General features: G+C 54.6%; 28 protein-coding genes. 7 read left to right on the top strand and 21 right to left on the bottom strand.

The window, feature by feature from the left end:
- Positions 1–6: 6 nt before the first annotated feature.
- From proW to IMQ48_RS17745, 7 genes are all read right to left on the bottom strand, one after another.
- On the bottom strand, positions 7–1,071 hold the full coding sequence (proW, locus tag IMQ48_RS17775; protein ID WP_196210070.1) for a glycine betaine/L-proline ABC transporter permease ProW: 1,065 nt from the start codon (positions 1,069–1,071) through the stop codon (positions 7–9).
- On the bottom strand, positions 1,064–2,266 hold the full coding sequence (gene proV / locus IMQ48_RS17770; protein ID WP_196210069.1) for a glycine betaine/L-proline ABC transporter ATP-binding protein ProV: 1,203 nt from the start codon (positions 2,264–2,266) through the stop codon (positions 1,064–1,066). Before proV ends, proW begins: the two co-directional genes overlap by 8 nt.
- 354 nt (positions 2,267–2,620) lie before the next feature.
- Positions 2,621–3,580, bottom strand: coding sequence for a class 1b ribonucleoside-diphosphate reductase subunit beta (nrdF, locus tag IMQ48_RS17765; RefSeq protein ID WP_196210068.1), 960 nt, complete (start codon positions 3,578–3,580; stop codon positions 2,621–2,623).
- 10 nt (positions 3,581–3,590) lie between these two features.
- On the bottom strand, positions 3,591–5,696 hold the full coding sequence (gene nrdE / locus IMQ48_RS17760; protein WP_370551868.1) for a class 1b ribonucleoside-diphosphate reductase subunit alpha: 2,106 nt from the start codon (positions 5,694–5,696) through the stop codon (positions 3,591–3,593).
- A 26-nt stretch (positions 5,697–5,722) separates the two neighbouring features.
- A complete protein-coding gene (nrdI, locus tag IMQ48_RS17755) occupies positions 5,723–6,118 on the bottom strand; it encodes a class Ib ribonucleoside-diphosphate reductase assembly flavoprotein NrdI (RefSeq protein WP_196210066.1) in 396 nt (131 codons plus the stop codon).
- Positions 6,115–6,360, bottom strand: a complete 246-nt coding sequence (gene nrdH / locus IMQ48_RS17750; RefSeq protein ID WP_196210065.1) for a glutaredoxin-like protein NrdH — start codon at positions 6,358–6,360, stop codon at positions 6,115–6,117. The genes nrdI and nrdH overlap by 4 nt, the downstream gene beginning before the upstream one ends.
- Positions 6,361–6,585: 225 nt before the next feature.
- Positions 6,586–7,017, bottom strand: coding sequence for a carboxymuconolactone decarboxylase family protein (locus tag IMQ48_RS17745; protein WP_196210064.1), 432 nt, complete (start codon positions 7,015–7,017; stop codon positions 6,586–6,588).
- Positions 7,018–7,107: 90 nt separating this feature from the next.
- Between IMQ48_RS17745 and IMQ48_RS17740 the strand changes: the two genes are divergently transcribed.
- Together IMQ48_RS17740 and IMQ48_RS17735 are read left to right on the top strand one after the other, a co-directional pair.
- Entirely contained in the window at positions 7,108–8,442 is a 1,335-nt protein-coding gene (locus IMQ48_RS17740) for a PLP-dependent aminotransferase family protein (RefSeq protein ID WP_196210063.1), read from the top strand.
- 123 nt (positions 8,443–8,565) lie between these two features.
- Positions 8,566–8,916 carry a DUF2002 family protein gene (locus IMQ48_RS17735; protein ID WP_196210062.1) on the top strand — a complete coding sequence of 117 codons (351 nt, stop codon included), beginning with the start codon at positions 8,566–8,568 and terminating at the stop codon, positions 8,914–8,916.
- A gap of 35 nt (positions 8,917–8,951) precedes the next feature.
- Here the strand turns inward: IMQ48_RS17735 and alaE are convergent, their stop codons facing one another.
- Positions 8,952–9,401, bottom strand: coding sequence for an L-alanine exporter AlaE (alaE, locus tag IMQ48_RS17730; protein ID WP_096756011.1), 450 nt, complete (start codon positions 9,399–9,401; stop codon positions 8,952–8,954).
- Between the two features lie 487 nt (positions 9,402–9,888).
- Between alaE and stpA the strand changes: the two genes are divergently transcribed.
- Positions 9,889–10,290 (top strand): DNA-binding protein StpA, encoded by a 402-nt coding sequence (gene stpA, locus IMQ48_RS17725; RefSeq protein ID WP_196210061.1) that lies wholly within the window; start codon positions 9,889–9,891, stop codon positions 10,288–10,290.
- 35 nt (positions 10,291–10,325) lie between these two features.
- Here stpA and IMQ48_RS17720 read toward each other — a convergent pair whose 3' ends face one another.
- From IMQ48_RS17720 to IMQ48_RS17710, 3 genes are all read right to left on the bottom strand, one after another.
- Positions 10,326–10,505: a hypothetical protein gene (locus tag IMQ48_RS17720; protein ID WP_115257657.1), complete on the bottom strand. Its 180-nt coding sequence runs from the start codon at positions 10,503–10,505 to the stop codon at positions 10,326–10,328.
- A gap of 80 nt (positions 10,506–10,585) precedes the next feature.
- Entirely contained in the window at positions 10,586–11,113 is a 528-nt protein-coding gene (locus tag IMQ48_RS17715) for a rhodanese family protein (protein WP_196210060.1), read from the bottom strand.
- Positions 11,114–11,122: 9 nt separating this feature from the next.
- Entirely contained in the window at positions 11,123–11,422 is a 300-nt protein-coding gene (locus tag IMQ48_RS17710) for a helix-turn-helix transcriptional regulator (RefSeq protein WP_196210059.1), read from the bottom strand.
- Between the two features lie 184 nt (positions 11,423–11,606).
- Here IMQ48_RS17710 and IMQ48_RS17705 point away from each other — a divergent pair, with 184 nt between their 5' ends.
- Positions 11,607–11,765: a YqaE/Pmp3 family membrane protein gene (locus IMQ48_RS17705; RefSeq protein WP_015585265.1), complete on the top strand. Its 159-nt coding sequence runs from the start codon at positions 11,607–11,609 to the stop codon at positions 11,763–11,765.
- Here IMQ48_RS17705 and csiR read toward each other — a convergent pair.
- The 7 genes from csiR to IMQ48_RS17670 all read right to left on the bottom strand — a co-directional run bounded on the left by csiR (position 11,762) and on the right by IMQ48_RS17670 (position 19,953).
- A complete protein-coding gene (gene csiR / locus IMQ48_RS17700; RefSeq protein WP_196210058.1) occupies positions 11,762–12,454 on the bottom strand; it encodes a DNA-binding transcriptional regulator CsiR in 693 nt (230 codons plus the stop codon). The two genes, IMQ48_RS17705 and csiR, sit on opposite strands and share 4 nt — an antisense overlap.
- A 45-nt stretch (positions 12,455–12,499) precedes the next feature.
- A complete protein-coding gene (gene gabP / locus IMQ48_RS17695) occupies positions 12,500–13,900 on the bottom strand; it encodes a GABA permease (protein WP_196210057.1) in 1,401 nt (466 codons plus the stop codon).
- A 144-nt stretch (positions 13,901–14,044) separates the two neighbouring features.
- Positions 14,045–15,328, bottom strand: coding sequence for a 4-aminobutyrate--2-oxoglutarate transaminase (gene gabT, locus IMQ48_RS17690; RefSeq protein ID WP_196210056.1), 1,284 nt, complete (start codon positions 15,326–15,328; stop codon positions 14,045–14,047).
- A gap of 24 nt (positions 15,329–15,352) precedes the next feature.
- Positions 15,353–16,801, bottom strand: coding sequence for an NADP-dependent succinate-semialdehyde dehydrogenase (gabD, locus tag IMQ48_RS17685; RefSeq protein WP_096756019.1), 1,449 nt, complete (start codon positions 16,799–16,801; stop codon positions 15,353–15,355).
- A 23-nt stretch (positions 16,802–16,824) separates the two neighbouring features.
- Positions 16,825–18,093 carry an L-2-hydroxyglutarate oxidase gene (gene lhgO / locus IMQ48_RS17680; protein WP_196210055.1) on the bottom strand — a complete coding sequence of 423 codons (1,269 nt, stop codon included), beginning with the start codon at positions 18,091–18,093 and terminating at the stop codon, positions 16,825–16,827.
- A gap of 19 nt (positions 18,094–18,112) precedes the next feature.
- Positions 18,113–19,090 (bottom strand): glutarate dioxygenase GlaH, encoded by a 978-nt coding sequence (gene glaH / locus IMQ48_RS17675; protein ID WP_196210054.1) that lies wholly within the window; start codon positions 19,088–19,090, stop codon positions 18,113–18,115.
- 260 nt (positions 19,091–19,350) lie between these two features.
- Complete coding sequence (locus IMQ48_RS17670) at positions 19,351–19,953, bottom strand: short chain dehydrogenase (RefSeq protein ID WP_181695343.1); 603 nt, start codon at positions 19,951–19,953, stop codon at positions 19,351–19,353.
- A gap of 98 nt (positions 19,954–20,051) precedes the next feature.
- Here IMQ48_RS17670 and IMQ48_RS17665 point away from each other — a divergent pair, with 98 nt between their 5' ends.
- Positions 20,052–20,942, top strand: coding sequence for a LysR family transcriptional regulator (locus tag IMQ48_RS17665; protein ID WP_196210053.1), 891 nt, complete (start codon positions 20,052–20,054; stop codon positions 20,940–20,942).
- Between the two features lie 99 nt (positions 20,943–21,041).
- Here the strand turns inward: IMQ48_RS17665 and IMQ48_RS17660 are convergent, their stop codons facing one another.
- From IMQ48_RS17660 to IMQ48_RS17650, 3 genes are read right to left on the bottom strand one after another with little or no spacing between them, the layout of a single operon-like run.
- Complete coding sequence (locus IMQ48_RS17660) at positions 21,042–22,556, bottom strand: tripartite tricarboxylate transporter permease (protein ID WP_096756024.1); 1,515 nt, start codon at positions 22,554–22,556, stop codon at positions 21,042–21,044.
- A gap of 10 nt (positions 22,557–22,566) precedes the next feature.
- Positions 22,567–23,001 (bottom strand): tripartite tricarboxylate transporter TctB family protein, encoded by a 435-nt coding sequence (locus tag IMQ48_RS17655; RefSeq protein WP_196210052.1) that lies wholly within the window; start codon positions 22,999–23,001, stop codon positions 22,567–22,569.
- Positions 23,002–23,015: 14 nt separating this feature from the next.
- The gene (locus IMQ48_RS17650; RefSeq protein WP_196210051.1) at positions 23,016–23,993 is read right to left on the bottom strand and encodes a tripartite tricarboxylate transporter substrate binding protein; all 978 of its coding nucleotides are present in this window, start codon (positions 23,991–23,993) and stop codon (positions 23,016–23,018) included.
- Between the two features lie 152 nt (positions 23,994–24,145).
- On the opposite strand from IMQ48_RS17650, the gene tctD reads away from it, so the two are divergent.
- Complete coding sequence (gene tctD, locus IMQ48_RS17645) at positions 24,146–24,820, top strand: transcriptional regulator TctD (RefSeq protein WP_196210050.1); 675 nt, start codon at positions 24,146–24,148, stop codon at positions 24,818–24,820.
- A complete protein-coding gene (locus IMQ48_RS17640; protein WP_196210049.1) occupies positions 24,807–26,219 on the top strand; it encodes a sensor histidine kinase in 1,413 nt (470 codons plus the stop codon). The genes tctD and IMQ48_RS17640 overlap by 14 nt, the downstream gene beginning before the upstream one ends.
- Positions 26,220–26,604: the final 385 nt, after the last annotated feature.

Raw genomic sequence — 26,604 nt, 5'->3', positions numbered from 1 at the left:
GGTGAATTACTTAATGAAAGGGCGGGTGATAAGCCCAACAGGACCGGTGGAATACCAGCGACGGTTGCCCCGGCTGCGAGAATCGCGACCGACGGCCTGCGTCAGGCGGTCCAGAATAATGGCAAGGATTACTATCCCAACCCCTCCGACGGTAGCCAGCCCCATATCGAGACGCCCGATACCGCGTAGCACCATCTGACCCAACCCACCGACGGCGATCATCGAGGCGATGACGACCATGGAAAGCGCCAGCATCAGTGTCTGGTTAACTCCCGCCATAATGGTGGGCATCGCCAGCGGCAGCTGGACTTTGAACAGCATCTGACGCGGGCTGGCACCAAAGGAGCGCGAAGCTTCAATCAGATCGGCTGGCACCTGGTTAATACCCAGAATGGTCAGACGCACAATCGGTGGCAGGGCGAAGATAATCGTCACTACTACCCCCGGCACGTTACCAATGCCGAATAACATCACAATCGGCACCAGATAGACGAACGCAGGTGTGGTTTGCATGGCATCGAGCAGGGGACGAACAATCTTTGCCGCCCGTGGACTGCGCGCCAGCCAAATCCCCATCGGTAAACCGATTAACACGCAGAACAGCAGTGCGGTCAGCACCAGTGCCAGAGTAATCATCGCTTGCGACCAGGCGCCAATCGCCCCAATCGCGACCAGCGAAATCAGCGTTGCAACGCCCATTCCTACGCCGGAAATCTGCCAGGCGATTAAAGCGAAAAGAACAATCGCCACCGGCGCTGGCATTCCCAGCAGCAGTTGCTGGAAACCGTTGAGAATGTAATCCACCGGGACACGAATCCCCTGGAAGACAGGACGAAAATGGGTCACCACCCAGTCGATCCCTTCAGTAACCCAGCTATCGAGCGGGATCAGCGTTTTATGGAACGGATCCATAATATTGAAATGCTCAGGTGCTGGTGCAGGCGCACTGGTCAGCCAGTCTGCGCTGCCGCCGTCGGCAGGTGCGCTTGACGCGGTACCCCAGGCATCAGCAGATTGTGCGGCGCTATCTGCCACCGGTGTGGTGTCCCACGGATTTGTTTGATCAGCCATTGTTTGCCCCCTCGCGATCTAAAGCCTGTAGCAGCATGCGTTTGGAAATAATGCCCACATACTGATGTTCCTCATCGACAACCGGCACCGCGCATGGTGCTTGCCCGACATGAGAAAGCAGCTCGCTCAGCGGCGTTTTCGCCTCCACGGCTAATGGTTCGTCGATCAGTGCGGCTTCAATACCCTGCGCCTGACGTAAGGCGGTTTTTAATGAGTCGATGGAGACCACGCCAACAAACTTATTTCCGCGTTCAATTACGTAACCAAATTCACGATCTTTATCCTGCAATAATTGCAGCGCCGAACGTGGGCCAATCCCCGGTGTTTTACGAATTAAGCCTTCCGGACTACGGCGGGAAATATCTTTCGCGCTAAATACCTGGCTAATATCAACGCCACGGAAGAAGGTGCGTACATAATCATTGGCCGGATTATTCAGGATCTCATCCGGAGTACCGACCTGTACCACTTCGCCATTTTGCATAATGGCGATGCGATCACCAATGCGCATGGCTTCATCGAGATCGTGGGAAATAAAGACCACGGTACGCTGATGCTTCGCCTGCAGTTTTACCAGCTCATCCTGCATCTCGGTACGAATTAAGGGATCGAGCGCAGAGAAGGCTTCATCCATTAATAAGATGTCAGGGTTAATGGCTAATGCGCGGGCGAGACCGACACGCTGGCGCATACCACCGGAAAGTTCATCCGGGTATCCGTGAGCGTAATTCTCAAGCCCGACCTGGCGCAAAGCATCCAGCGCTTTTTCACGGCGTTCATCCGCAGCAATACCGGCTAACTCCATACCGAACGCCGTATTGTCGAGTACCGTCATGTGCGGCATCAGGGCAAAGGACTGGAATACCATCGCAATCTTTTTTCTGCGCACCTCGCGAAGCTCGGCATCGGATATCCTGGCGATATCTACGCCGTCAATCAGTACCTGCCCGCGGGTGGGTTCAATCAGGCGATTGAGAAGGCGTACCATTGTGGATTTACCCGAACCGGATAATCCCATGATGACAAATATCTCGCCTTCTTCAATGGCCAGACTGGCGTCTTTAACGCCAAGCGATAGCCCTGTTTTTTCCAGAATCTGCTCTTTTGAAAATCCTTTTTCAATATATTTGAACGCTCTCTGGGGATGCTCGCCAAATATCTTATAGAGATTTTTAACTTCTAATTTAATTGCCATGCAATAGAATTATTCCTGTTATTTGTTTATATCGATATAGTACCTGGTGAAAATAGTAACCTTTTTCTACCCTAACATACTGAGAATCTGAGACAACCCTGAATTTGGCTGTGGCATGAATATTGCCAAAGTCCAGACGGCGAGATTTCCCATGATATAAGGGCTGAGCGTGGATGAAACTTCTTTGATATTTTTTGTAAATGGCAGTAAAAAGTCGCCTGAATTGTTGAAATTCAGGCGAATAATGCGGCTAATATTGAGTGTAGATCACACAATGATATTTGTGTGATAAAAATGTGATCCCGTTAAAATATTAACGCGGAAAATGTAGGGTATTTCCAGCGAAAATGAGATCTAGAAATTCCAGTCGTCGTCTTCAGTTTCGACGGCTTTTCCCATCACGTAGGACGAACCCGAACCGGAGAAAAAATCGTGATTTTCATCGGCGTTTGGCGACAGCGCGGCGAGGATTGCCGGGTTGACATCCGCCATTTCCGCCGGGAACAGGGCCTCATAACCCAGGTTCATCAAGGCCTTATTGGCGTTGTAACACAGAAACGCTTTCACCTCGTCGGCCCAGGCGGTTTCGGCATACAACGCTTCCGTGTAGTGAACTTCGTTATCGTACAAATCCATCAGCAGATCGAGGGCAAAATTCTTCAGTTCCTCACGAGCAGACAGTGAAATATGCTCCAGCCCCTTTTGATATTTATAACCAATGTAATAACCGTGAACCGCTTCATCACGAATAATCAGGCGGATGAGATCGGCGGTATTGGTCAGCTTACCGCGGCTGGAGAAATACATCGGCAGCCAGAAGCCGGAATAGAACAGGAACGATTCCAGAAATACGCTGGCAATTTTCTTCTTCAGTGGATTATCGCTGGCGTAATGCTGCAAAATAATCTGCGCTTTGCGTTGCAGCGGGGCGTTTTCCTCACTCCAGGCGTAGGCCGCATCCACATCTTTGGTCTGGCAAAGTGTGGAGAAAATAGAGCTATAGGAACGGGCATGTACCGCTTCCATAAAGCTGATATTCGACAACACCGCTTCTTCATGTGGGGTTAATGCATCTGCCATCAACGCGGGCGCGCCGGCAATATTCTGAATGGTGTCGAGCAGCGTCAGCCCGGTAAAGACACGAATGGTGAGCTGCTGCTCGGCGACGCTCAGCGTTTGCCAGGCGGGAATATCATTCGACAGCGGGACTTTTTCCGGCAACCAGAAATTACTGGTCAGCCGGTTCCACACCTCCAGATCTTTATCATCCTCAATCTTGTTCCAGTTGATGGCGCTCACGCGGTTTAGCTTCATCCTGCTCTCCTTACAGCGCGCATGACACGCAGCCTTCAATTTCAGTGCCTTCCAGCGCCAGTTGGCGTAGTCGGATGTAATACAGCGTTTTGATGCCTTTTTTCCACGCGTAGATTTGCGCTTTGTTGATATCGCGGGTGGTGGCGGTATCCGGGAAAAATAGCGTCAGCGACAGCCCCTGATCGACGTGTTTGGTCGCCTCGGCGTAGGTATCGATGATTTTCTGCGGGCCAATCTCGTAGGCATCCTGATAGAGCGCCAGATTTTCGTTGGTCATAAACGGGGCCGGGTAATACACACGCCCGGTTTTACCCTCTTTACGAATCTCAATCTTAGACACAATCGGGTGAATACTTGAGGTGGCATGGTTGATGTAGGAGATGGAGCCGGTTGGCGGCACCGCCTGTAAATTCTGGTTATAAATACCGTAGCGCATCACATCCTCACGCAGCTGTGCCCACATTTCACGCGTCGGCAGCGTCACGCCGCGAGTGGCAAACAGCGCGCGGACTTTCTCGGTTTTTGGCTGCCAGTCGCCGCTTAAATAGCGTTCAAAATACTCGCCGCTGGCGTAGCGCGACTGGCTGAATCCGGCAAAGGTCTGGCCGCGCTCTTTGGCCAGCAACATAGAGGTATGCAGGGCATGCCAGGTGACGGTGTAGAAATAGAGATTGGTGAAATCCAGCCCCTCCGGTGAACCATAGGCAATACCTTCGCGCGCCAGATAACCATGCAGGTTCATCTGCCCCAGCCCAATCGCGTGCGAGGCGCTGTTCCCGGCTTCAATCGACGGAACGCTGCGGATGTGGCTCATGTCGGAGACGGCGGTTAAGCCGCGAACTGCTGTTTCAACGGTGCGGCCAAAATCCGGCGAATCCATAGTGTGGGCTATGTTCAGCGAGCCGAGATTGCAGGAGATGTCGCGTCCGATCTGCGCGTAGTCGAGGTTTTCATCGTAGGTCGAAGCGCTGTTGACCTGCAAAATTTCCGCGCACAGGTTGCTCATATTGATGCGACCGGCAATCGGGTTGGAGCGGTTAACCGTGTCTTCAAACATGATGTAGGGGTAGCCGGATTCAAACTGGATTTCCGCCAGCCGCTGGAAGAAGTCGCGGGCATTTATGTACTGCTTTCGCACGCGTGCGTCGGCGAGTAATTCGTCATAGCGTTCGCTGACGGCGATGTCGCTAAATGGTTTGCCGTAAATACGCTCCACGTCATAGGGGGAGAACAGCGCCATCTGCGCATTCTCTTTTGCCAGACGGAAGGTAACATCCGGGATCACCACGCCGAGTGACAGCGTTTTAATGCGAATTTTTTCATCGGCGTTTTCGCGCTTGGTATCGAGAAAGCGCAGAATATCCGGATGGTGCGCGTGCAGATACACCGCGCCCGCGCCCTGACGCGCGCCCAACTGGTTGGCATACGAAAAAGCATCTTCCAGCATCTTCATTACCGGGATCACGCCGGAAGACTGATTTTCAATACGCTTAATCGGTGCCCCGGCTTCGCGCAGGCTGGAGAGCAGAAACGCTACGCCGCCGCCGCGTTTAGAAAGCTGCAGTGCCGAATTTACCGCCCGACCAATGGATTCCATGTTGTCTTCAATGCGTAACAGAAAGCAGGAGACCAGTTCGCCGCGCTGGGCTTTGCCGCAATTGAGGAAGGTTGGTGTGGCGGGCTGAAAACGCCCGGCGAGTATATCGTCGGTGAGTCGCAGGGCAAGCGTCTCATCACCCTGCGCCAGCGTCAGTGCCACCATCGTCACGCGATCGGCAAAATCTTCAAGGTAGCGTTTGCCGTCAAAGGTTTTCAGCGTATAGCTGGTGTAGTACTTCCATGCGCCGAGAAAGGTCTGGAAGCGAAACCCGCTGGTGTGGGCGTGGGCAAACAGCTTCACCACGAAAGCGCGATCGTAACGAGTTAAAACGCTTTCGTCGTAATAGCCTTCGCTCACCAGCGTATCCAGACGCGCGTCCTGGCTGACAAAAACCACCGAGTTGGGCCGTACGTGGTTTGTCATAAACGCGTCCACCGCCTGATGGTTTTTCTCAAACTGAATACGCCCGGCGTTATCGTACAGATTCAGCATGGCGTTAAGTGCGTGATAATCCAGCGTGGGCTGAACTACACGTTCTGTGGTTATTGTTGCCAAAATTCGCTCACTCCTTTTCGCACGTTGTCGATGTCGCCTGGCGTCCCCATCAGCTCAAAGCGATAGAGCCACGGCACGGCGCATTTTTGTGAAATCACGTCACCCGCGCGGCCGTAGGCGTCGCCGAAATTGCGATTGCCGGCGGCGATGACGCCGCGAATTAACGCCCGATTGTGGGGATCGTTTAAAAAGCGGATCACCTGTCGTGGGACCGCGCCTGCCGTACCGCCGCCGCCGTAAGACGGCACGACTAAAATGTAAGGTTCGTCTACCTGGATCCGCTCGCGTTCGTTAAGCGGAATTCGCACGGCGGGCAGCCCCAGACGCTGCATAAAGCGATGGGTATTTTCAGAGCTGCTGGAGAAGTAGACGAGGGTGCTCATGTGTTGGCCACGTGGGGCTGCGGACGCAGACGATTGATCATGTCCGGGCGAAATCCTGACCAGCGGGTTTCCCCTGCTACCACCACCGGTAATTGTCGAAACCCCTGCTCGCGCAGGGTTTCTGCCAGCTCGGGGGCTTGCTCGACATTGATCATCTCGATGTCAAACCCACGGCTTTCCATCGCCCGTTTCGTGGCGTGACACTGAACACAGTTATTGCGATTGTAAATAATAATACGCATGATTCGTATTTCCATTTGTGGGTGAGAAAGCGGCGCGAAAATAGCGTCGGGTTGTGTGTGTCTTGATGCAAGTAATACTAGATGTAGTTTATAAAAGATTCAACCATACAAGATATGGGATTTTAGAGTGGTGAGGGGTCGGGGGATGAGCGTGGCGGAGGAAGGGGTATGTAGCATGACTGGTTGCCGGATAAGGCGTTTCCGCCGTCATCCGGCACCACAGAATTACATGCGCATGCCTACCGCCAGGCGGTTAAAGCAGTTCATCAGGCTAATGGCGAACGTCAGATCGCTTATCTCTTTGGCGCTAAAATGGTCCAGCAGCGGTAAATAAACGTCGTCTTCGGCGTGCGTTGAGGCGATGTGGGTAACGGATTCGGCCCAGGCCAGCGCTGCGCGTTCCTGCTCACTGAAATGGTGGCTGACGCGCCATCCTGCCAGCGCATCCAGTTTGGCCTGCTCGACGCCAGACTTACGCAGAGCTTTGCTGTGCATTTCCAGACAAAACGCGCAACCGTTGATTTGCGAGACTCGCAGGTAAATCAACTCCGTCAGCGTAGGCTCCAGCGCACAGTTTTCCAGCGCTTTGCTGGCCTGAACCAGGGCGTTATAGATTTCAGGGCTAAGTTCATAATAGGGCTGGCGTAACATCGTCATGGTATTTCTCCTCGTTTTGATGACCCGCAATGTAGCACTATAATGGTCTGCTAAAGAGAGCCATATTGTTATCAAAAAAGCAGACCATAAATGCCACGCTATCAGCAGATCGCCCGTCAGTTAAAAACCGCTATTGAGAAAGGGGAGCTTAAGCCCGGCACACGCTTGCCGTCCAGCCGCACCTGGTCACTGGAACTGGGCGTTTCGCGCTCGACGGTGGAAAATGCCTACGCAGATCTGGTGGCGCAAGGCTGGCTGGAACGACGCGGGCAGGCCGGGACGTTTGTCAGTCAGCAACTGCGACTGGACACCGCGCCCGTCGCACCAACGGTCTTTGCCGGAGAAAACCCTACACTGCAACTTTTTCAGATGGGATTACCGGCGCTCGATCTCTTTTCCCGCGAGGTCTGGGCGCGGGTGATGGGGCGGCGTTTACGCACGCAGACACGCTTTGATCTCGCCTTGGGCGATGTCGGCGGCGAACTGTTACTACGCCAGGCGATAGTTGATTATCTGCGCGTATCCCGCAGTATTGAGTGCCTGCCTGAGCAGATTTTTATCACTTCGGGCTATGCGGCCTCCATGACCTTAATCCTGCGCGCGCTGGCAACGCCTGGAGATGGGATGTGGGTAGAAGATCCTGGTTTTCCGCTGATCCGCCCCGTTATAACGCAAGAACAGGTTGAACTGCTACCCGTCCCGGTCGATGGCGAGGGTCTGGATGTGAGTGCCGGGATCCGTAACTACCCACAAGCGCGTTTCGCCCTCCTCACGCCAGCCCATCAAAGCCCGTTGGGCGTGGCACTCTCGCTTGCCCGTCGACACCAACTGCTGGAGTGGGCCGCCCGTGCACGGGCATGGATCATTGAAGATGACTACGACAGTGAGTTTCGCTACCACGGAAAACCGCTGCCGCCGCTAAAAAGCCTGGATGCGCCGCAGCGGGTGATTTATGCCGGTACCTTCAGTAAATCATTATTTCCGGCTTTACGTACAGCCTGGCTGGTGGTGCCGGTGACGGAGGTCGCACGCTTTCGCCGCCAGGCAGCGCTAACGGCCTGTAACGTGCCGCTGTTATGGCAGCAAACGCTGGCGGATTTTATTCGTGATGGCCATTTCTGGCGGCACCTGAAAAAAATGCGCCAACACTATGCCCAGCGGCGTCAGTGGATGGAAAGTGCGCTGACGGAATACGGCTTTACCGTTGTACCTCAGCAAGGGGGCATCCAGCTGGTGATGTCGGTAAGCGGCGAAGATACGGCGTTGGTGCGCAAAGCAAATCAGGCAGGCCTGGCGGTTCAGGCGTTAAGCCAATGGCGAATAACCTCAACGGGAGAGGGCGGCATATTACTGTCATTTACCAATATTCCAGCGTTGGAAATGGCCCGGCAGGCCGCTCGTCAACTTCGGCTGGCAATAACCTGATTCAGCGCCATGCTTAAGACAGCCACCTCATTCTATTCATGCGTTTATGGACTTTTCTGAAAGCGTTGTTAATGCTGAATCAGGTAAGGTAAGCCCGCAGTAAAAGATAACGAGGAAAAATATATGTATTTAAGACCCGATGAGGTGGCGCGCGTACTTGAGAAAGTGGGCTTTACCGTAGATGTAGTAACGCAGAAAACTTACGGTTATCGGCGTGGCGAAAACTATGTGTATGTTAATCGTGAAGCGCGCATGGGACGCACAGCATTAGTGATCCACCCCACGTTAAAAGAACGAAGTTCTTCGTTAGCAGATCCGTCAACGGATATTAAAACCTGCGATCACTATCAGCAATTTCCGCTTTATTTAGCCGGAGAAACCCATGAGCATTATGGTATTCCGCACGGCTTTAGTTCGCGTATTGCGCTGGAACGTTACTTAAATGGGTTGTTTGGCGACGTAAGTGCAAACTAAAGACGCGACTGGCGGGGCCAGTCGCTAAGAGACGTTTAGGCTTTCGCCTGATGATAGCTGCTGACTTTAAACAGGCGGCGGCAATAATCAAGGAAGTAGCCGTACACCGCACCCATCAACATTGAAACCACGATGTTGGAACTGACGGCCGCCGTGATCTGGTGCCAGTCTGCGCCAACCGTGAGCAGAATGACCACATACACCGGTGACTGGAAGGTCACGTATGCCAACACATCCGCCAGATTTTTTGCCCATCCCGCCGGTGTGGCTTTACGCGCCGCACGCATAAACAGATCGCGGTACATACCGTAAGGCCAGGCGATCAGAATGTTGACAGGAATTGCCACCAATCGGGAAGAGAGCGACTGCTCAAAGGTCATTCCGGAAAGGAATACTTCAATCAACATGTTCACGACAGAACAGTAAACAACCATCGCGAACGTGTCTGCTACAGCATGACGCAAGCGTGACTGCGGAGAGAACATGTTAATGCTCCTTGTAAGAAGAGGTAAAAAGGTATCGCATACCTTGTTGCTAGTGATTTGTTTTGCTGCTTTCGCGTTTCAATAGGATATCTGCCTGCATAATAACTGGCAACTAGCTTAAAATTTTTATTTATTGCCTTTTTGTCGATAAAATGCTCTGTAATGGTTTGTTTTTTGTTCGTTTTGGCATTTTCGTTGTCATGTTGATTAAATGTCTTGCAAATCATTATGTTATACAGATTTGTTTTTCTGGTTTTTTTACGCTCCTTTCTCAATGTTTTCGAACATTACGCCAACATATTTATTTCTATTGTCAGGTTATTATAAAATAGTGTTGCAACCGCCCCAGCGATAGCGTGATAAATATTAAGCTGACGTGTTGGCTTAATAGTTTGTGAACCACTGGGGCTGGAAATAGAATAATCAATCGAATACAATTTTTCTGTAATACCATTTTTGCTTTATGCGTTAAAGAGGTTTTATTAATATGAGTTCAATGTTAAAAAACTTAAATAATATCCGCTCGCTGCGTGCAATGGCTCGTGAATTTCCGGTCGATGTACTGGAAGATATGCTGGAAAAATTCAGGGTTGTCACCAAAGAAAGACGTGACGAGGAAGAACAGCTACAACGCCAGCGTGCAGAGCAGCAGGAAAAAATTGATACGTTGCTGGCGCTGATGAAAGCGGACGGGATTGATCCTGAAGAGCTGCTGAGTATGACGCCCGCTACGTCACGAGCCGTTAAAAAGCGTCAGCCGCGCCCGGCAAAATATCGTTTTACCGATCTCAATGGTGAAGTGAAAACCTGGACTGGACAAGGCCGCACGCCAAAACCTATTGCGCAGGCGCTGGCTGCCGGTAAATCACTCGATGATTTTTTGATCTAATTGGCAAGGCGGTGAGAGGAACTCACCGCTTATTTTCAGCAAACGCCAAAATCGCCGTCTTCGCTATATCGGGTGACGTCTGCTGCTTTCAGGGTGAATTTTTCACCGCTTTCATTACTGGCCTGCACGGCCACAATCTGCTCGTCATTCACTTCAACAACTTTCAATTTTGGTCCGCCCATACGCGGTTGAACCAGATCGCCGGGTTTAAACATATTGTCCTCCGTTCTTGATGGCAAAACCCACCATAGATCAGGGCAATCGGCGGGTACAGCGCTGTTTCACCGATTACTGCTTAATGAGTACGCCGATTCCAGGGCATTTTATCCAGCAACCGCGCCATGCCGCAAAAGCCGGTAACGCCCGCCAGGATAAGCCCCGCGCCGACAACACCGCTGAGCAGGAAGAAGGTGCTGCCAACGGCGTAACCGAGAACTACGCCGAGTAAGATAAGGCTGCCTGCGGCAATCTGTACCTGGCGCATCAGCGGTAACGGCTGTGATTTATCTTCTACGACCGGCAAACCTGCTGCTTTCCAGCCGTCGATTCCCCCCTCAAGCAGCCAGGACTGGGCTGGTGCAGCAATTGCACTCAGTTTTGTGGCCGCATTTTGTGTGCGCTTACCCGACTGGCAGTGAAAAATAATGCGCTCGGCGCGTAAGTTATCCGGCAATGAACCCTGGTCGAGCGCGGACAACGGTGCCAGATGTGCCTGCGGAATATGTTCGCGCAGATACTCATCGGCATCACGAATATCAATCAGTTTGGCACCTTGCGCTAACAGCGTCTGCGTCTCGCGCGGGGAAATCGTCCCAATGGTCATGTTGGCTCCTTACGGGCAATACAGTGTTTTTAATGTGGCGATGAGGGAATTCACCGCCGCATTTTTGATGAAGTAGAGAATGCGCTGGGCATCACGTTGGCTGTCTATTAACCCTTCCTCGCGCATCCGCGCCAGATGCTGGGAGGTGGCAGAGGGGCTGAGTCCGGTGATCCGCGCAAGCTCACCCGCGCTGGTCCCCGGCGACCCGCAGAGCATGCACAAAATCAGCAGCCGCTTCGGGTTGCTCATTGCTTTTAACAAGCTGGCGGCCTGTTCAGCGCTGGCCTGGAGTTGTTCGAGTTCAGTCATATTTATTTAAGCAATTACTAAGTTAAGCATATTCTAAAATAATGAAGCAACGTACGCCAGCGTCAAGAGCGTAAAGGAGGGTAAAACAGCAGGGCGAGATGGGTGGAGTTAGCTACACTGATTACTCTTAGAGATAAAATCTCTTTCTAAACAATGATTAATTTTTTGCTTGTAGGGAGTGTGTATGGGTTTCTGGAGAATTGTTTTAACGATCATTTTACCTCCGCTTGGCGTGCTGCTGGGCAAAGGTTTTGGCTGGGCGTTTATCCTCAATATTGTGCTGACGCTGCTGGGCTATATCCCTGGTCTGATCCACGCTTTCTGGGTACAGACCCGCGATTAAACTTTTTCTGTCAGCAGTTTGCCGGACATCGCCTGCTGAATAATCGGAATCGGCGTCAGCAGGTGCTGGCGCATTAATTCACTGGCGCGTACGGCATCGCGCGCCAGAATTGCGTCGGTCAGCGTCTGATGCTGATCGTGTTTATCTTCCAGCATTTCCACCGACAGCACCGTTTTACGCAGCCAGATAAACCGGTAGCGCGCCGCCAGAGAGAACAGCCGTTCACGCATTTGCAGCAGATACTGCGACCCACAGCCGGCAACAATCGCCGTATGAAACGCCTGATGGCGCTGATCCCATTCATCCAACATCTCTTCACTGGCATCAACGGCTTCCAGTTTGCTGAGCATATGCGCGCGCGCCAGAATTTCTGCTTCCCAGGCGTCGTCGCCGCGTTCGATAGCCAGACTGACCAGCATGGCTTCCATATTGGCGCGGGCGTCAAAAATATCCAGCAGCTCCTGCTCAGACATTGACGCCACACGATACCCTTTCTGATTGACCACCGTGACCAGCCGCTCCGCCACCAGCTGCGAAAGCGCCTCGCGCAACGGTCCTACGCCGAGTTCATAGCGTGACGTCAGCAGACTCATTCGCAATTTTTCATCGGGCTGAAACACCCCGCGGATAATGTCGTTCTTGAGCCAGCGGTATCCATCAATGGCCGTCGGTTGGGAAATGGCGGTCATGGTCTTACTCCTGAAAAGGTGTCCCGGCCTGCGCCGGGAAAGGGGTTAGCGCGTACTGTGCAAAGGTGCTTTTTGCCACGATAGCAGTTTTTTCCAGCGCGCCATAATCGGCACGGTGCTAATAATCGCGATGGCGAGCAGCCCGGTTGAGATGACTTCCAGCTGTTGCGCCGGACGAAACAGCATCGCCACCAGCACAAAGCCAATAAAGGCGATCACCAGCCACGTCAGCCACGGATAGAGCCACATTTTCATCTTGATATCTGCACCTTCCACCAGCAGGATTTTGCGCATCCGCAGCTGGGAAACAGCAATCACCAGATAGACCAGCAGTGCGATGGCACCGGAGCTGTCGATGAGAAATTTAAACACTTTTGCCGGTGCGTAATAATTCACAATCACGGTGAGAAACGCCGCCCCGGTAGAGAGTAGCACGGCCACATAAGGCGTTTTACTGCGGTTGAGTTTACCCATAAAGGCCGGGGCATCGCCGCGACGGCTCAGGGAAAACAGCATACGGGAGGAGGTATACAGCGCGGAGTTCAGACAGCTGGTGACTGACAGCAAAATGACACAGTCCATGATCAGCTTAGCGTGCGGGATGTGCAGTAACTCCAGCACCGAGCGGTAAGAGCCCACCTCTTTCAGCCCCGGCATGTTCCAGGGGATTAGCGCGACCACCACAAAAATGGAACACAGATAGAAAATGGAGATACGCCAGATGACCGAATTTGTGGCGCGCACGATGTGTTTATCCGGCGTGTCGGACTCGGCGGCTGCAATGGTGACAATTTCTGCGCCCATAAAAGAGAACATGGTGATCAGCATCGCGCTCAGCACTGCGCCAAAACCGTTGGGCATAAAGCCGCCCTGATCCCATAGCCTCGATACTCCGCTAACCTCGGCGTACGGATAAAACCCGCTAATCGCCGCCGCACCGAGGGCGATAAACGCCAGGATGGCAATCACTTTGCACAGCGCCAGCCAGAACTCAAACTCGCCGTAATTTTTGACGCTCAGCAAATTACTGCCGGTTAACGCCAGCGTGATAACCAGGGAAAATAACCAGATGGGCACGCCCGGGATCCAGGAGTGCAGAATGATGGCGGCAATGTTGGCTTCCAGCGGAATAACCAGCACCCAGAACCACCAGTACAGCCAGCCAATGGTATACCCAGCCCACGGGCCGATGGCCTTATCGGCATAGGTGGAAAACGATCCGGTATCCGGCGTGGCGACGGCCATTTCGGCCAGCATGCGCATAATCATCACCACCAGTAACCCGGCGAACAGATAGGCCAGTAGCACCGCAGGACCGGCTTCAGCAATCGCTACGCTTGAACCGACAAACAGGCTGGCGCCGATAACCCCGGCAATAGACAACATGGTGACGTGGCGTGATTTCAGCCCGCCCCCTAAATCATGTGATTGTGACACTTGCCCCATCTTTTAACCTCGTTATTGTTATTGACGTCGCTTCCTGCACCTTACCCGTAGGCCCGGTAAGCGGAGCGCCACCGGGCATCACAATATTGCCGGAGGCGGCGCGTGCGCTTTATCCGGCCTACAATCCCCGCTCAGATACGGGGTTTAGCCTTGTTTCGCCTCGGCAAAACACTCGGCGATAATGTCCAGCCCCTGGCGGATTTGCCCGTCTTCAATGGTCAGTGGAACGAGAATGCGCAGCACGTTGTAGTACGGTCCGCAGGAGAGCAGGATCAGCCCTTTATCACGGGCGCGGGCGACAATTTCGGCGGTCAATTTCGCATTAGGCTTATGGCGATCGCCGTCTTCGAACAGTTCAATCGCAATCATCGCCCCCAGGCCACGCACGTCACCAATCTCACGGTGGGTTTCGGCAATCGCCAGCAGGCCGTTGCGCAGGGTGTTGCCGAGGTCATTGGCTTTTTGCAGCAGATTTTCCTGCTCGAAGATGTTCAGCACCGCCAGTGCGGCGGCACAGGCAATCGGGTTCCCGGCATAGGTGCCGCCCAGACCGCCCGGTGGGATCGCGTCCATTACCTCGGCGCGTCCGGTTACGCCCGCCAGCGGGAAGCCGCCGGCGATGGATTTGGCGAACGTGGTGATATCCGGCGCGACGCCCATTTGTTCCATCGCGAACAGCGTGCCGGTACGGCCCGCGCCACTCTGAACTTCATCGGCAATCAGCATGATCCCATGCTCGTCACAAATGGCGCGCAGGCGCCGCATAAAGGCAGGGGAGGCGGCATAGAAACCGCCTTCGCCCTGGATAGGTTCAATGACAATGGCGGCAATGTCTTCCGGTGCGGCATCGTTTTTGAAGATGCGGTGGATACTGGCGATGGCATCGTCTTCGCTGATGTCATGCAGCGCACAAGGATACAGGGCGCGATAAACGTGGCCCGGCATCAGCCCCATACCGGCAGAGTAAGGGTTTACCTTTCCGGTCAGCGACAGGGTGTAGTGGGTACGACCATGGTAAGCGCCGCTAAAGGCAATGGTACCGCTGCGTTTGGTGGCGGCGCGGGCGATTTTTACCGCGTTCTCTACCGCTTCGGAGCCGGTTGTCACCAGCAGGGTTTTCTTGGCGAAATCGCCCGGCACCTTTTGGTTCATGATTTCACACAGTTCGAGGTACGGTTCGTAGGCCAGTACCTGGAAGCAGGTATGCGACAGCTTTTTCAACTGCGCTTCTACCGCCGAGACAATCTGTGGGTGCAGGTGGCCGGTGTTCAGCACTGCGATGCCGCCAGCAAAATCAAGGAATTCACGGCCTTCAACGTCCCAGACCCGGCAGTTTTCTGCGCGTTCGGCAAAAATCGGGTGGATCTGTCCTACGCCACGTGGAACTGCGTTGCTACGACGTTGCATGAGTTCTTTATTGGTGCTCATCAGGTGTTCTCCAGTATTGTTTTATTAAAGTCCGATACACATGTATTTGATTTCTAAATAGTCTTCGATACCGTATTTCGATCCTTCACGGCCAAGACCGGAGGCTTTGATGCCACCAAAGGGAGCGACTTCGTTGGAGATAATGCCGGTATTAATGCCGACAATGCCGTACTCCAGCGCTTCACCGACGCGGAAAACGCGGCTCAAATCACGGGCGTAGAAATAGGCGGCCAGGCCGAACTCGGTATCGTTGGCCTGCGCGATGACGTCAGCTTCGTCTTTAAAGCGGAACAGCGGTGCCAGCGGGCCGAACGTCTCTTCTTTGGCAACTTTGGCATGGTTGGGCACGTCGACCAGGATGGTTGGCTGGAAGAAATTACCGCCCAGCGCGTGAGCCTTACCGCCGCTGATAATCCGGGCGCCTTTATCCAGTGCGTCGGCAATGTGTTCCTCTACTTTGGCGACTGCCTTTTCATCGATCAGCGGTCCGGTGGTGACGTCAGGTTGCAGGCCGTCGCCGAGGTGCAGCTTGCTTACGGCTTGCTGAAGTTTTTCGGCAAAGCGCTCATACACGCCATCCTGGACATACAGACGGTTGGCGCAGACGCAGGTCTGCCCGGCATTGCGGAACTTCGAGGCCAGCGCGCCTTCGACCGCTTTGTCGAGATCGGCATCGTCAAAAACGATAAACGGCGCGTTGCCGCCCAGCTCCAGCGACACTTTTTTGATGTCTTTGGCACACTGCTGCATGAGCTGACGACCAATTTCAGTGGAGCCGGTAAACGACAGCTTGCGCACCAGCGGGTTGCTGGTGAGCTCATTGCCGACCGCGCCCGCCGAACCGGTGACCACACTGAAGACGCCCGCCGGGATCCCGGCGCGGTTAGCCAGCTCTGCCAGCGCCAGCGCGGAGAATGGAGTCTGGCTGGCGGGTTTAAGCACCATGGTGCAGCCTGCGGCCAGCGCCGGACCGGCTTTGCGGGTGATCATTGCCGACGGGAAGTTCCATGGCGTAATCGCGGCGGTGACGCCGATGGGCTGCTTAATGACGATCAGGCGTTTATCGGCCTGATGGCCGGGAATGGTGTCGCCATAAATGCGTTTACCCTCTTCGGCAAACCATTCAATAAAGGAGGCGGCATAGGTGATTTCGCCTTTGGCTTCCGCCAGCGGCTTACCTTGTTCGAGGGTCATAAGACGGGCGAGATCGTCCTGGTGCTCAATCATCAGGTTGAACCAGCGGCGCAGAATAGTCGCCCGTTCTTTGGCGGTTAGCGCACGCCAGGCAGGCAGCGCACGGTTAGCCGCCTCAATGGCTTCGCGGGTTTCATCCGCGCCCATTTTCGGTACGCTACCCAATTGCTGACCGTTGGCGGGATTGGTCACCGCGATAGTTTCGCCGCCGTTGGCGTCGCGCCAGTGGCCGTCAATCAGCGCCTGCTGGCGAAATAAAGTGGGATCGTTAAGTTGCATAATAGCGTCCTGTCGTAAAAGGGTTAACGGGTAAAGGCGGCGTGTAATGTCTCCACGCTACGTGCCGCACGTAGCGTGCGTCCGGGATTACTCTGGTTTTCCAGTAGCGCATGAACTTTGCTGACGATATGCGCCCCGATGGGGAGAGCCGACGTCGCCGCCGGAGAAGGTGCGTTGCAGGTGTGAATCGAACGCGGCGTGGTGACAAACAGGAAATCGTCAATCAGTTTGCCATCCGGCGATACCGCTTGTGCCCGCACGCCTGCAGGCCAGGGTTGTAGGTCTTTTAGCGTCAGGCTCGGGCAGTATTTTTGTACCCGGCGCAGGTAGCCGCTTTTGCACAGCGAGTTTTTCATCTCGCTTAAGCCGGAACGTAAATTGTTTTGCAGCACCCGACGGATGCCGGAAGAGCCGAGGATTTCCAGCGTGTCACTCAACGAAATATCACGTTTACGATAGCCTTCACGCTTAAACGCCAGCACCGCGTTAGGGCCGACCGTGACGCTGCCGTCGATCATGCGGGTGAGATGCACGCCGAGAAACGGCATCGCCGGATCGGGGATCGGGTAGATCAGGTGGTTGACGATGTGGTTATGTTCCGGCGCCAGACGGAAATATTCCCCGCGAAACGGACAGATGATAAAGCCCGGCTCAACGCCGAGCATTTTCACCAGTCGGTCAGCCATCAACCCGGAGCAGCTAATCAGCGTCGCGCCCTCATACTCCTGGCCCTGGCGGGTGTGTACGATAACGCCTGCGGCGTGTTCTTTCAGGCCGCTGACTTCGGCGTTGTAAACAATCTCGCCGCCTTTGGCCTGGAAAATTCTCGCCATCGCGGCGGTGACGTCGCGGTAGCTGACAATCCCGCTTGATGGCACAAAAATCCCGCCCAGCCCGGTGATGTTAGGCTCGCGTTCGTGCAGTTCTTCGGCATTGAGCCATTCGCGCTCAAGACCGTTGGCGGCGGTGCGATCCCACAGGGCGCGCATACGCTCCATTTCAAGCGTTGAGGTGGCGACCAGCATCTTTCCGCAGACGTCATAGCGGATGCCGTTTTGATCGCAAAAGGCTTTGGTGGCGAGATTGCCGGCCAGACAAAACTTCGCCTTCAGGCTGCCGGGGGTGTAATAGACCCCCGCATGGATCACTCCGCTGTTGTGGCCTGTCTGATGGCAGGCCGGACCGGACTCTTTTTCCAGCAGCACAATTCTGGCGTCCGGGTAGACATCAATCAGCTGCATGGCGGTCGACATGCCGATAATGCCGCCGCCAATAATCACAAAATCATACATCCGCTTAATTCCTTCGCGCTTACTGATGCGTCTGGTAGTGGTTTGTCGCGTAGGCAAAGTAACCACGCTGGCGCATCAGTTCGCGGCGCAGGTCCGGATGCGACGTAAAGCGATCGCGACCGTGCAGCCAGAACAGGTTGTTGATCAGCAGGAATTTACCGACCGAAACCGGAACGGAAATAATGCTCTTGCTGGTTTCCAGCGCATCGGACAAATCGCTCAACCAGACACCCTCTTCATAATCTTTTGGCTGGACGAACTGATCGATGTAGCGCATTACCGGACGCCCCTGCTGGTCTACGTCAAACACCGGATGGAACACGTCCTGGCTGACGTTTTTGCTTGGCGGCGCGGCAAAGCGCATTGGGCGGCGGGCCAGCGGATGGGTGAAGTAGTTCTCCAGATGTTCCCAGTCGTCGAGGTGCAGCAGCAGCGAGTTACCACCGGTCATGTTCTGCTCATCGATTTTCATCATCAGCACGTAGTCGGTGATCTCTTCGAGGTAGGTGCCGTCGTTATGCAGCTCCATCACGCGGTGCGGCTGGCGCAGGTAACTGTCGGAGTTATCGACGTTTTTCACCACGAAACGCGCGTAGTACTGACCGCTCATCGCATCAAAGTTGGAGCGGCCGATCAGATGCGCCACCGCCGTTGCCAGTTTGACCATCTCCTCCGCCTGCGCCACGTCATCGACGCCTTCCGCGTTGATCAGCAATGCACCTTCGGCGCGATCCAGCAGCGTTTTTAGCAGCAACGGTTGCAGCTGATTGCCGCACAAGTCGTCGAGGATGTTTGCCACTTTGAAGCGCAGGAAGGATTTATATTCCAGCGCCTGCACCGGCCACTGCGCCACGGCCTGCAGAAATTGCTCAGCGGTTTGGGCAGAAAACGTCAGCTCCAGCAGGCGTGGAGACTGGGCTGACGGTTTCAGCGTGAAGCCACGGTAGTGCTGGGCTGGATCTTCAGCGGTCGGTTGTACGGCAGTCAGTGCGTTCATCAGAATCGATCCTCTCAGTAGATTGTCAGGGAGACATGGCGCTGCTCGTTTCGTAGCCATAAATTAAAAATATCTACATTTTTGGAAAACGCGCACAGAATGAACTTGTTTGTTTATTATTTGTGATCAAAAACAGCAAATATTTAACATTATAAAAGGTGAGGGTAATTACGCAGAACGGGAGGAAATACGGAGAAGGATCTTTTAAAACAGAGGGTTAATCAGGCTGCCGCTGGCGGAGTGCCGCGACAGCCAAAATATCAGTAACCGACTTTGTAAATACGACCGGTTTGAATGCCTTCGACGCTGCGGCGATAGGCGTTAGCGACCGTGGCGGCGGGGACGCTTTCAAAGCCTGGGAAGAAACCGTCATACGCTGCGGCGGATTCACTCAGCACGGTGGGGCTTATCAGGTTAATGCGTATGCCGCGCCCTAATTCACAGGCTGCGGCGCGTACAAACCCTTCCAGTCCGGCGTTGACCGTGGCAGCACTTGCCCCTTGTGCAATCGGCTCATGGGCGATAATGCCGCTAATCAGCGTAATCGACCCGCCCTCGTTGAGGTAATGTTGACCGGTTAATGCCAACCGTACCTGGCCTAGCAGCTTATCCTGCAAACCCTGATTAAACTCGCTGTCGGTCATGGTCGACAGGGGGCCAAAGAACAGGCTACCGGTGGCGGAAACGATGGCATCTACCCGACCGATTTTTTCAAACAGCGCCTGCACGCTGTGTTGTGAGGTGATATCGACCTGGTAATCACCCTGCGTGCGGCCCACGCGAACAATCTCATGTTTGCGGCCCAGTTCTTCTGCGACTGCGCGACCGACGGTACCGCTGGCACCAATAATGACGATTTTCATAACCACCTCCGCAATTGTGTGAGGCACTATTCTTTAATGAAAATGAAATCAGATAAACTGGCTAAAAGTTAGATGATTGCTAACCAAAGGTTTGTAATATGGATAAGCTACGCGGTATGGAAACGTTTGTCGCTGTGGTGGAAAGCGGCAGCTTTACCGGGGCGGCAACGCGGTTGGAAATGTCGGCGGTGATGGTGGGGAAATATATCGCGCAGCTGGAAGCGCAGCTCGGGACGCGGCTGCTGGAGCGCAACACCCGTCGTCAAAGTCTGACCGACGCCGGGCGAGTCTATGTTGAGGAAGCCCGGCGGGTGCTGGAACAGGTGTCGATAGCCGAACGCTCGGTGGAACGACTGCGGCTGGCACCGGCGGGGACGTTGCGTATCAGCGCGCCCACCTCTTTTGGCGCCTGTGTCGTTTCGCCGCTGGCCGCGGCGTTTTTACAACGCTGGCCGGAGGTACGCATTGAGCTGGATCTGACCAACCGGATGGTTGATCTGGTGAACGAGGGGGTCGATCTGGCGATCCGTATCGGTGATATTCACCAGACGGATGTGGTGGCGAAATACCTGTGCCCGTACCGTATGGCGATCTGCGCGTCAGCGGACTATCTGGCGCGTTACGGTACGCCCCGGACGCCTGCGGATCTGGTGGATCATCTGTGCTTGTCCCACACGGTGTGGACGGCGCGTAACGAATGGACGTTGCCGGGTATGGAAGGTGAAGTCAGATGGAAACGCGATGCGATCCTGCGCTGTAACGATGGACACGGTCTGCGCATGGCGGCGGTGGCGGGCGCGGGGCTGCTGTTACAGCCGGAAGTGTTGCTGGCAGACGAGCTTGCCAGCGGCAAACTGGTTCGGGTGCTGGAGGATTTTACGCCAGAGCCGAGACCGATTCATCTGCTTTGGCGTCAGGATTTACGCCCCTTGCCGAAACTGACGCAGTTTGTCGAGCATATGTTGGAAGGCACGCAAGAGTTACGCTGAAAATAAAAATGCCGGATGGCAGCGCTGTGCTTATCCGGCCTACGGGAGGTAGCTGTTGTAGGCCGAATTAGACGCGTCAGCGTCCCATCCGGCCTATTATTAGCCGATATCCACCTGCGGTTTGCGGTTGCGCTTGCGGATCAGGCGCAGCACCGGCGGGATCACGATAACCATCACCGCCATCGCCAGCAGGACTTTTGCCACGCCGCTGGCCCACAGGATATCCATACTGCCGTTGCTGATCGACAGCGCACGGCGCAGGTTCTGCTCCAGCATTTCGCCCAGTACAAAGCCTAAAATCAACGGCGACATCGGGAAGTGCATTTTACGCAAAATGTAGCCGAAGACGCCGAGCCCGACCATTAGCACCAGATCGAACGTCGTACTGTGTACCGCGTACACACCAACTGCGGAGACCGCCGCGATGGCCGGCACCAAAAACCACAGCGGGATGGTCAACATGCGGGTAAACAGGCCGATCAGCGGGATGTTCATCACCAGCAGCATCACGTTGGCAATCAACAGTGCCGCAATCAATCCCCAGACGATGTCCGGTTGCTCGGTGAACATCGCCGGCCCCGGCGTGATGTTGTACAGCGTCAGCGCGCCCATCATTACCGCCGTGGTGCCGGAGCCCGGTACGCCGAGCGTCAGCATAGGAATAAACGAGCCGCAGGCCGAGGCGTTGTTTGCCGCCTCCGGTGCGGCAACGCCGCGAATATCCCCTTTACCGAAGCTGTCGCTGTTACCGCTGAGCTTTTTCTCGGTCATGTAGGTGATGGCGCTGGCGATGGTAGCCCCGGCGCCGGGCAACACGCCGACAAAAAAGCCTATTACCGACGAGCGCAGCGTCGCGCCCACGCATTGCGCGCCTTCCTTGGCATTGAACATCATGCGGCCTGTTTTACGCACTAACGCCTGGCCGCTGCTGGTATGTTCCAGCATTAATAGTATTTCTGAGACAGAGAACAGCCCAATCACCACCACGATAAACTGCACGCCGTCGGAGAGATGGACACTGTCAAAGGTGAAGCGATATACCCCGGTGTTGGCGTCTACGCCGACGGTCGCAAGACCAAGACCGATCAGCGCTGCCAGAAATGATTTCAGCGGATTTTGTGCCATCATGCTGCCGAGGCAGGCAATGGCGAAGACCATTAAGGCAAAGTATTCTGCCGGGCCGAAGGCCAGCGACCATTGGGCCAGCGCCGGGGCAAATAGAATGATGCCGCCGATGGCGATGAGAGAACCAAAGAAAGAGCTGACCGCAGAAATAGAAAGCGCGACGCCGCCGCGTCCTTGTTGTGCCATCGGGTAGCCGTCGAGGGCGGTCATAATAGCGGCAGCGTCGCCGGGCACATTCAGCAGAATCGACGAGATTCGCCCACCGTATTCACAGCCGATGTAGACGGTTGCTAATAAGATCAGCGCAGATTCTGCGGGCAGGTGTAACGCAAAGGCCAGCGGCAGCAGGATCGCCACGCCGTTGATCGGCCCAAGCCCCGGCAGCAGCCCGACAATGGTGCCAACAAAGCAGCCGATCAGCGCGATAACCAGGTTTTCCGGCGTCATTGCCACCGCAAAACCCTGAGAAAGATATATCCAGGTATCCATCGTTTCTCCGTTAACTCAGCCAGGCGCCGAGAGGTAAGGTGACGTCAAGCAGCCGATCGAAGGCATACCACAGCAAAATGCCAAGAACCGAGCCGGAAATACCTGCCGCCGGGATGGTGGCCCCGAACAGCAGGCCAATTACCACGGTGAGAATGGCAGTGGCAATGGGAAAGCCCAGCCATTCGAACCCCCAGGCGTACATAAACAGAATAATCACCATCGTCAGCAGTTTTTGCAGCACGTGACGACGAGGCCAGCTGATGGTGTCCGGGTGGCGCAGTAACAACGCTGCGGCGCACAGCAGCATCAGGCCGATAATGCCCAGCGGGAAGGGACGTGGCCCGACCGGCTCATAGCTGTATTCGCTGGTAATTTGCCAGGCCACGAACAGCCCGGCTATACAGAGCAACAGCCAGATACCCGCAAAAATACGATCGCTCATCATTGTGGCTCCCGCGCTTACTTAGCCAGACCGAAGGCTTTTGCCTGCTCACGATAATCGGTGACCTGCTTTTTCACATAGGCGTCGAGTTGCTTCCCGCTCATGTTGAATTCAAACAGACCGCGCAGATCGCGCTGCTTTTTAAATTCATCGGTTTGCTGGAGTTTGGCAAAGGCGTCCACCCACCACTGATACTCGGCGTCGCTGACTTTTGGTCCGACGTAGAAGCCGCGGATTATTGGCCATACGAGGTCATATCCTTGCTCTTTGGCGGTAGGTACACTGGCTAACTGACCCGGTAAACGCTGGTCGGAGAACACCGCCAGGACGCGGATTTTGTCGCCGCTAAGGTAGGGCACCATCTCGCTGAGATCGCCAGAGACCACCTGCACGTGATTGCCCATCAGCGCTGTGACCGGCTCGCCGCCGCCTTCGAACGCTACGTAACGCATTTTGTGCGGATCGACGTTAGCTTTTTGCGCCAGTAGCGCCGACTTCATCCAGTCCTGGCTACCGATAGAGGCGCCTGCGCCAATCACCACGCTGTTGGGATCTTTCTCCATGGCTGTCAGCAGATCTTTCAGCGTTTTCCATGGGGCATCGTTGCGCACGGCAATCATGCCGTAGTCGGTGCCGACGCTCGCCAGCCAGCGCACATCGTCGACGCCGTAGCGGCCAAATTTACCCTGCGACAGGTTCAACAGTGACCCGCCGGAGAAGGCCACCACGGTGCCCGCTTCGGCAGGGCGTTGGGCGACGATGGCGTTATACGCGACCGCCCCGACGCCGCCAGGCATATAGGTCACGCGCATCGGTTTTTCGATGGCGCCGGTTTCCATCATGCTCACCTGAATTAGCTTACAGGTGAGGTCAAAACCGCCGCCGGGTTTTGCCGGGGCGATACATTCGGTGCGCGAAGGCGCTTGTTCCGCCAGAACAGAGGTACTCATCAGTAACATGCTTGCAGTAAGGGTACGAAGTAATTGTTTTTTCATTATTTATCCTCACGCCGGATGACCGGATTTCGGGTACGCAAGATTATTTTTGTGATTATGTGAGCCGATGTGTAGCAGTTCGGTTGCGTGATTGTTAAAACATTAACCTTTCAATTCCCTTTCAATGCGGCAGAAACTTTACAGGATGTGATATGCGTCTCTTATTAGCGGAAGATAACCGTGAGCTCGCTCACTGGCTGGAGAAAGCGCTGGTGCAAAACGGGTTTGCCGTTGACTGCGTGTTTGACGGTCTGGCGGCCGATCACCTTTTGCACAGAGAAACCTACGCGCTGGCGGTGCTGGACATCAATATGCCTGGGCTGGACGGTCTTGAGGTGATTCAGCGGCTGCGTAAGCGCGGGCAAACACTTCCCGTTTTACTGCTGACAGCACGTAGTGCGGTGGCGGATCGGGTAAAGGGGCTTAACGCCGGTGCGGATGATTACCTGGCAAAACCGTTTGAGCTTGAAGAGCTGGATGCCCGGCTGCGGGCGCTGCTGCGGCGTAGCGCGGGACAAGTGCAGGGTATACAGCAACTCGGTGAGCTGGCGTTTCATGATGAGGGTTATTTTCTGCTGCAGGGACAACCGCTGGCGCTGACGCCGCGCGAACAGGCGCTGCTGACGGTGCTGATGTACAGACGGTTGCGTCCGGTCTCGCGCCAGCAGTTGTTTGAACAGGTCTTCAGCCTGAGCGATGAGGTCAGCCCCGAAAGTATTGAACTCTACATCCACCGTCTGCGTAAAAAACTGCACGGCAGCGACGTGCGTATCGCGACCCTGCGCGGCCTGGGCTATGTGCTGGAGCGCAGCGATGAAGTGGGTTAAGCCGCAGTCGCTGTATCTGCAGCTGCTGATGTTCCTTGGCTTACCGCTGCTACTGCTGTGGGGGCTGTCGGCGTTTAACAGCTACGTCAGTGCCCTACAGGCGGCGACCCAGGCGTATGACCGGACGCTGCTTTCATCGGCAAGAACGGTTTCCGAGCGGCTGGTGGTGCGCAATAAACGCCTGGAAGTCAACGTACCGTGGGTGGTGCTGGACAGCTTTGAGCTGAACATGAACGATCGGTTGTACTACAAGGTGGTGGACCCGGCGGGGAAGGTCATTTCTGGCTATGACGATTTGCCGGCGATGCCGCCTTCTACCTCGCGCACTCGGTTATACCCGGCGCTGGCGTGGTTTTATCATACCGAGTATCGCGGGGAGGCTATTCGTGTGGCCCGCCTGCTCCAGCCGGTGAACGAAGGCGGGATTGTCGGTATGGCGGAGATTTATGTCGCTGAAACGCTGCAATCACGACGCTATCTGGCCCGACAGCTGCTGTTCTCATCCTGGGTATCCCAGGGACTGCTGGTACTGCTGACGCTGGTGCTGGTCGGCTGGCTGCTGCGACGGGTATTACGCCCGATGCGCCAGCTGTCATCACTGATGGTGCGCCGCGAGCCGGGTCTGCTGACGCCGCTGCCGGAGCTGCTGCCGTGGTCGGAAACTCGTCTGCTGATTGTGGCCTTCAACCGCTACATTGACCGGCTACGTGCGATGATTTCACGCCAGGAGCGCTTCAGCGCAGATGCATCGCATCAGTTAAAAACTCCGCTGGCGGTGCTAAAAACCCAGGCTGCGGTGGCACTGGCCAGTCCGCAGCCGCAGCAGTGGTATGAGAGTTTACAGGCTATGAGCACCACGCTGGATAGCACTATTCAACTGACGGAGAGATTGTTACAGCTTTCTGCCGTGAAGCGCAAAGAGCAGGGAGAAAGGCACTTTTCACCGGTCAATCTGTTTGAGGTGGTGCAAACCAGCTGTTTTACCCGCCTGGCGCAGGCGCGCAGCAAAGCCATCGATCTCGGCTATGAAGGGGAACAAGAGGCGGTGTGGATTGAAGGAGATGATGTTCTGCTCGGCGAACTGTGCGGGAATCTGCTGGACAATGCGCTGAAATACACGCCATCACAGGGGATAGTGACCGCCCGACTGCTACGCGAGGGAGAAGGTGTGGTGCTGGTGGTTGAGGACAGCGGGCCTGGTATTGATGACGATCGGGTGCATCAGGCGCTGTTACCGTTTCATCGCCTGGATAATGTGGGCAACGTCCCCGGGGCGGGGATTGGGTTGGCCCTGGTCAATGATATTGCCCGCTTGCACCGCACGCATCCGCAATTGTCGCGCAGTGAAATATTGGGAGGGTTAAGCGTGCGGGTGAGGTTTTTATGCGTAGCGGGTTAAAAGAGCTATAAACTATTTTGGTAGTCGAGGCGTGGCTATCTGTCAATAATATATCCGTTGTAGATAACCATATATTTCTAATGAGTAAAATTAAATCGCCATGAAATTAATATTCAATTAAATCATATGGGTATGAATTTTACGTGAGACTGTAGTCACAATTTGTAATACCAAGGATTACATTTACTGACACTCTGACATTGCGATTTTTGAACTTGTGATATAATTAGCCATATCAAGCGATAAAAAAATAATTAAAATCAATCGATAATAGGCTGAGATATGCTTAAAAATTCGCTAAAGATTAGCAGTCAAGGATATCCAGTTTATATAAAACTGGTCGATTTCCTTGTGATCAATTTTACTCTAATTTTTAGCGCCAAAC

Source organism: Citrobacter sp. Res13-Sevr-PEB04-36, from assembly GCF_015672735.1.
GTDB lineage: Bacteria > Pseudomonadota > Gammaproteobacteria > Enterobacterales > Enterobacteriaceae > Citrobacter.
This window is presented reverse-complemented; position numbering and strand designations above follow the sequence as displayed.

Coding starts and splice junctions, on each gene's coding strand:
- proW (WP_196210070.1), bottom strand. CDS start 1,071: ATGGCTGATCAAACAAATCCGTGGGACACCACACCGGTGGCAGATAGC.
- proV (WP_196210069.1), bottom strand. CDS start 2,266: ATGGCAATTAAATTAGAAGTTAAAAATCTCTATAAGATATTTGGCGAG.
- nrdF (WP_196210068.1), bottom strand. CDS start 3,580: ATGAAGCTAAACCGCGTGAGCGCCATCAACTGGAACAAGATTGAGGAT.
- nrdI (WP_196210066.1), bottom strand. CDS start 6,118: ATGAGCACCCTCGTCTACTTCTCCAGCAGCTCTGAAAATACCCATCGC.
- nrdH (WP_196210065.1), bottom strand. CDS start 6,360: ATGCGTATTATTATTTACAATCGCAATAACTGTGTTCAGTGTCACGCC.
- IMQ48_RS17745 (WP_196210064.1), bottom strand. CDS start 7,017: ATGACGATGTTACGCCAGCCCTATTATGAACTTAGCCCTGAAATCTAT.
- IMQ48_RS17740 (WP_196210063.1), top strand. CDS start 7,108: ATGCCACGCTATCAGCAGATCGCCCGTCAGTTAAAAACCGCTATTGAG.
- IMQ48_RS17735 (WP_196210062.1), top strand. CDS start 8,566: ATGTATTTAAGACCCGATGAGGTGGCGCGCGTACTTGAGAAAGTGGGC.
- alaE (WP_096756011.1), bottom strand. CDS start 9,401: ATGTTCTCTCCGCAGTCACGCTTGCGTCATGCTGTAGCAGACACGTTC.
- stpA (WP_196210061.1), top strand. CDS start 9,889: ATGAGTTCAATGTTAAAAAACTTAAATAATATCCGCTCGCTGCGTGCA.
- IMQ48_RS17720 (WP_115257657.1), bottom strand. CDS start 10,505: ATGTTTAAACCCGGCGATCTGGTTCAACCGCGTATGGGCGGACCAAAA.
- IMQ48_RS17715 (WP_196210060.1), bottom strand. CDS start 11,113: ATGACCATTGGGACGATTTCCCCGCGCGAGACGCAGACGCTGTTAGCG.
- IMQ48_RS17710 (WP_196210059.1), bottom strand. CDS start 11,422: ATGACTGAACTCGAACAACTCCAGGCCAGCGCTGAACAGGCCGCCAGC.
- IMQ48_RS17705 (WP_015585265.1), top strand. CDS start 11,607: ATGGGTTTCTGGAGAATTGTTTTAACGATCATTTTACCTCCGCTTGGC.
- csiR (WP_196210058.1), bottom strand. CDS start 12,454: ATGACCGCCATTTCCCAACCGACGGCCATTGATGGATACCGCTGGCTC.
- gabP (WP_196210057.1), bottom strand. CDS start 13,900: ATGGGGCAAGTGTCACAATCACATGATTTAGGGGGCGGGCTGAAATCA.
- gabT (WP_196210056.1), bottom strand. CDS start 15,328: ATGAGCACCAATAAAGAACTCATGCAACGTCGTAGCAACGCAGTTCCA.
- gabD (WP_096756019.1), bottom strand. CDS start 16,801: ATGCAACTTAACGATCCCACTTTATTTCGCCAGCAGGCGCTGATTGAC.
- lhgO (WP_196210055.1), bottom strand. CDS start 18,093: ATGTATGATTTTGTGATTATTGGCGGCGGCATTATCGGCATGTCGACC.
- glaH (WP_196210054.1), bottom strand. CDS start 19,090: ATGAACGCACTGACTGCCGTACAACCGACCGCTGAAGATCCAGCCCAG.
- IMQ48_RS17670 (WP_181695343.1), bottom strand. CDS start 19,953: ATGAAAATCGTCATTATTGGTGCCAGCGGTACCGTCGGTCGCGCAGTC.
- IMQ48_RS17665 (WP_196210053.1), top strand. CDS start 20,052: ATGGATAAGCTACGCGGTATGGAAACGTTTGTCGCTGTGGTGGAAAGC.
- IMQ48_RS17660 (WP_096756024.1), bottom strand. CDS start 22,556: ATGGATACCTGGATATATCTTTCTCAGGGTTTTGCGGTGGCAATGACG.
- IMQ48_RS17655 (WP_196210052.1), bottom strand. CDS start 23,001: ATGATGAGCGATCGTATTTTTGCGGGTATCTGGCTGTTGCTCTGTATA.
- IMQ48_RS17650 (WP_196210051.1), bottom strand. CDS start 23,993: ATGAAAAAACAATTACTTCGTACCCTTACTGCAAGCATGTTACTGATG.
- tctD (WP_196210050.1), top strand. CDS start 24,146: ATGCGTCTCTTATTAGCGGAAGATAACCGTGAGCTCGCTCACTGGCTG.
- IMQ48_RS17640 (WP_196210049.1), top strand. CDS start 24,807: ATGAAGTGGGTTAAGCCGCAGTCGCTGTATCTGCAGCTGCTGATGTTC.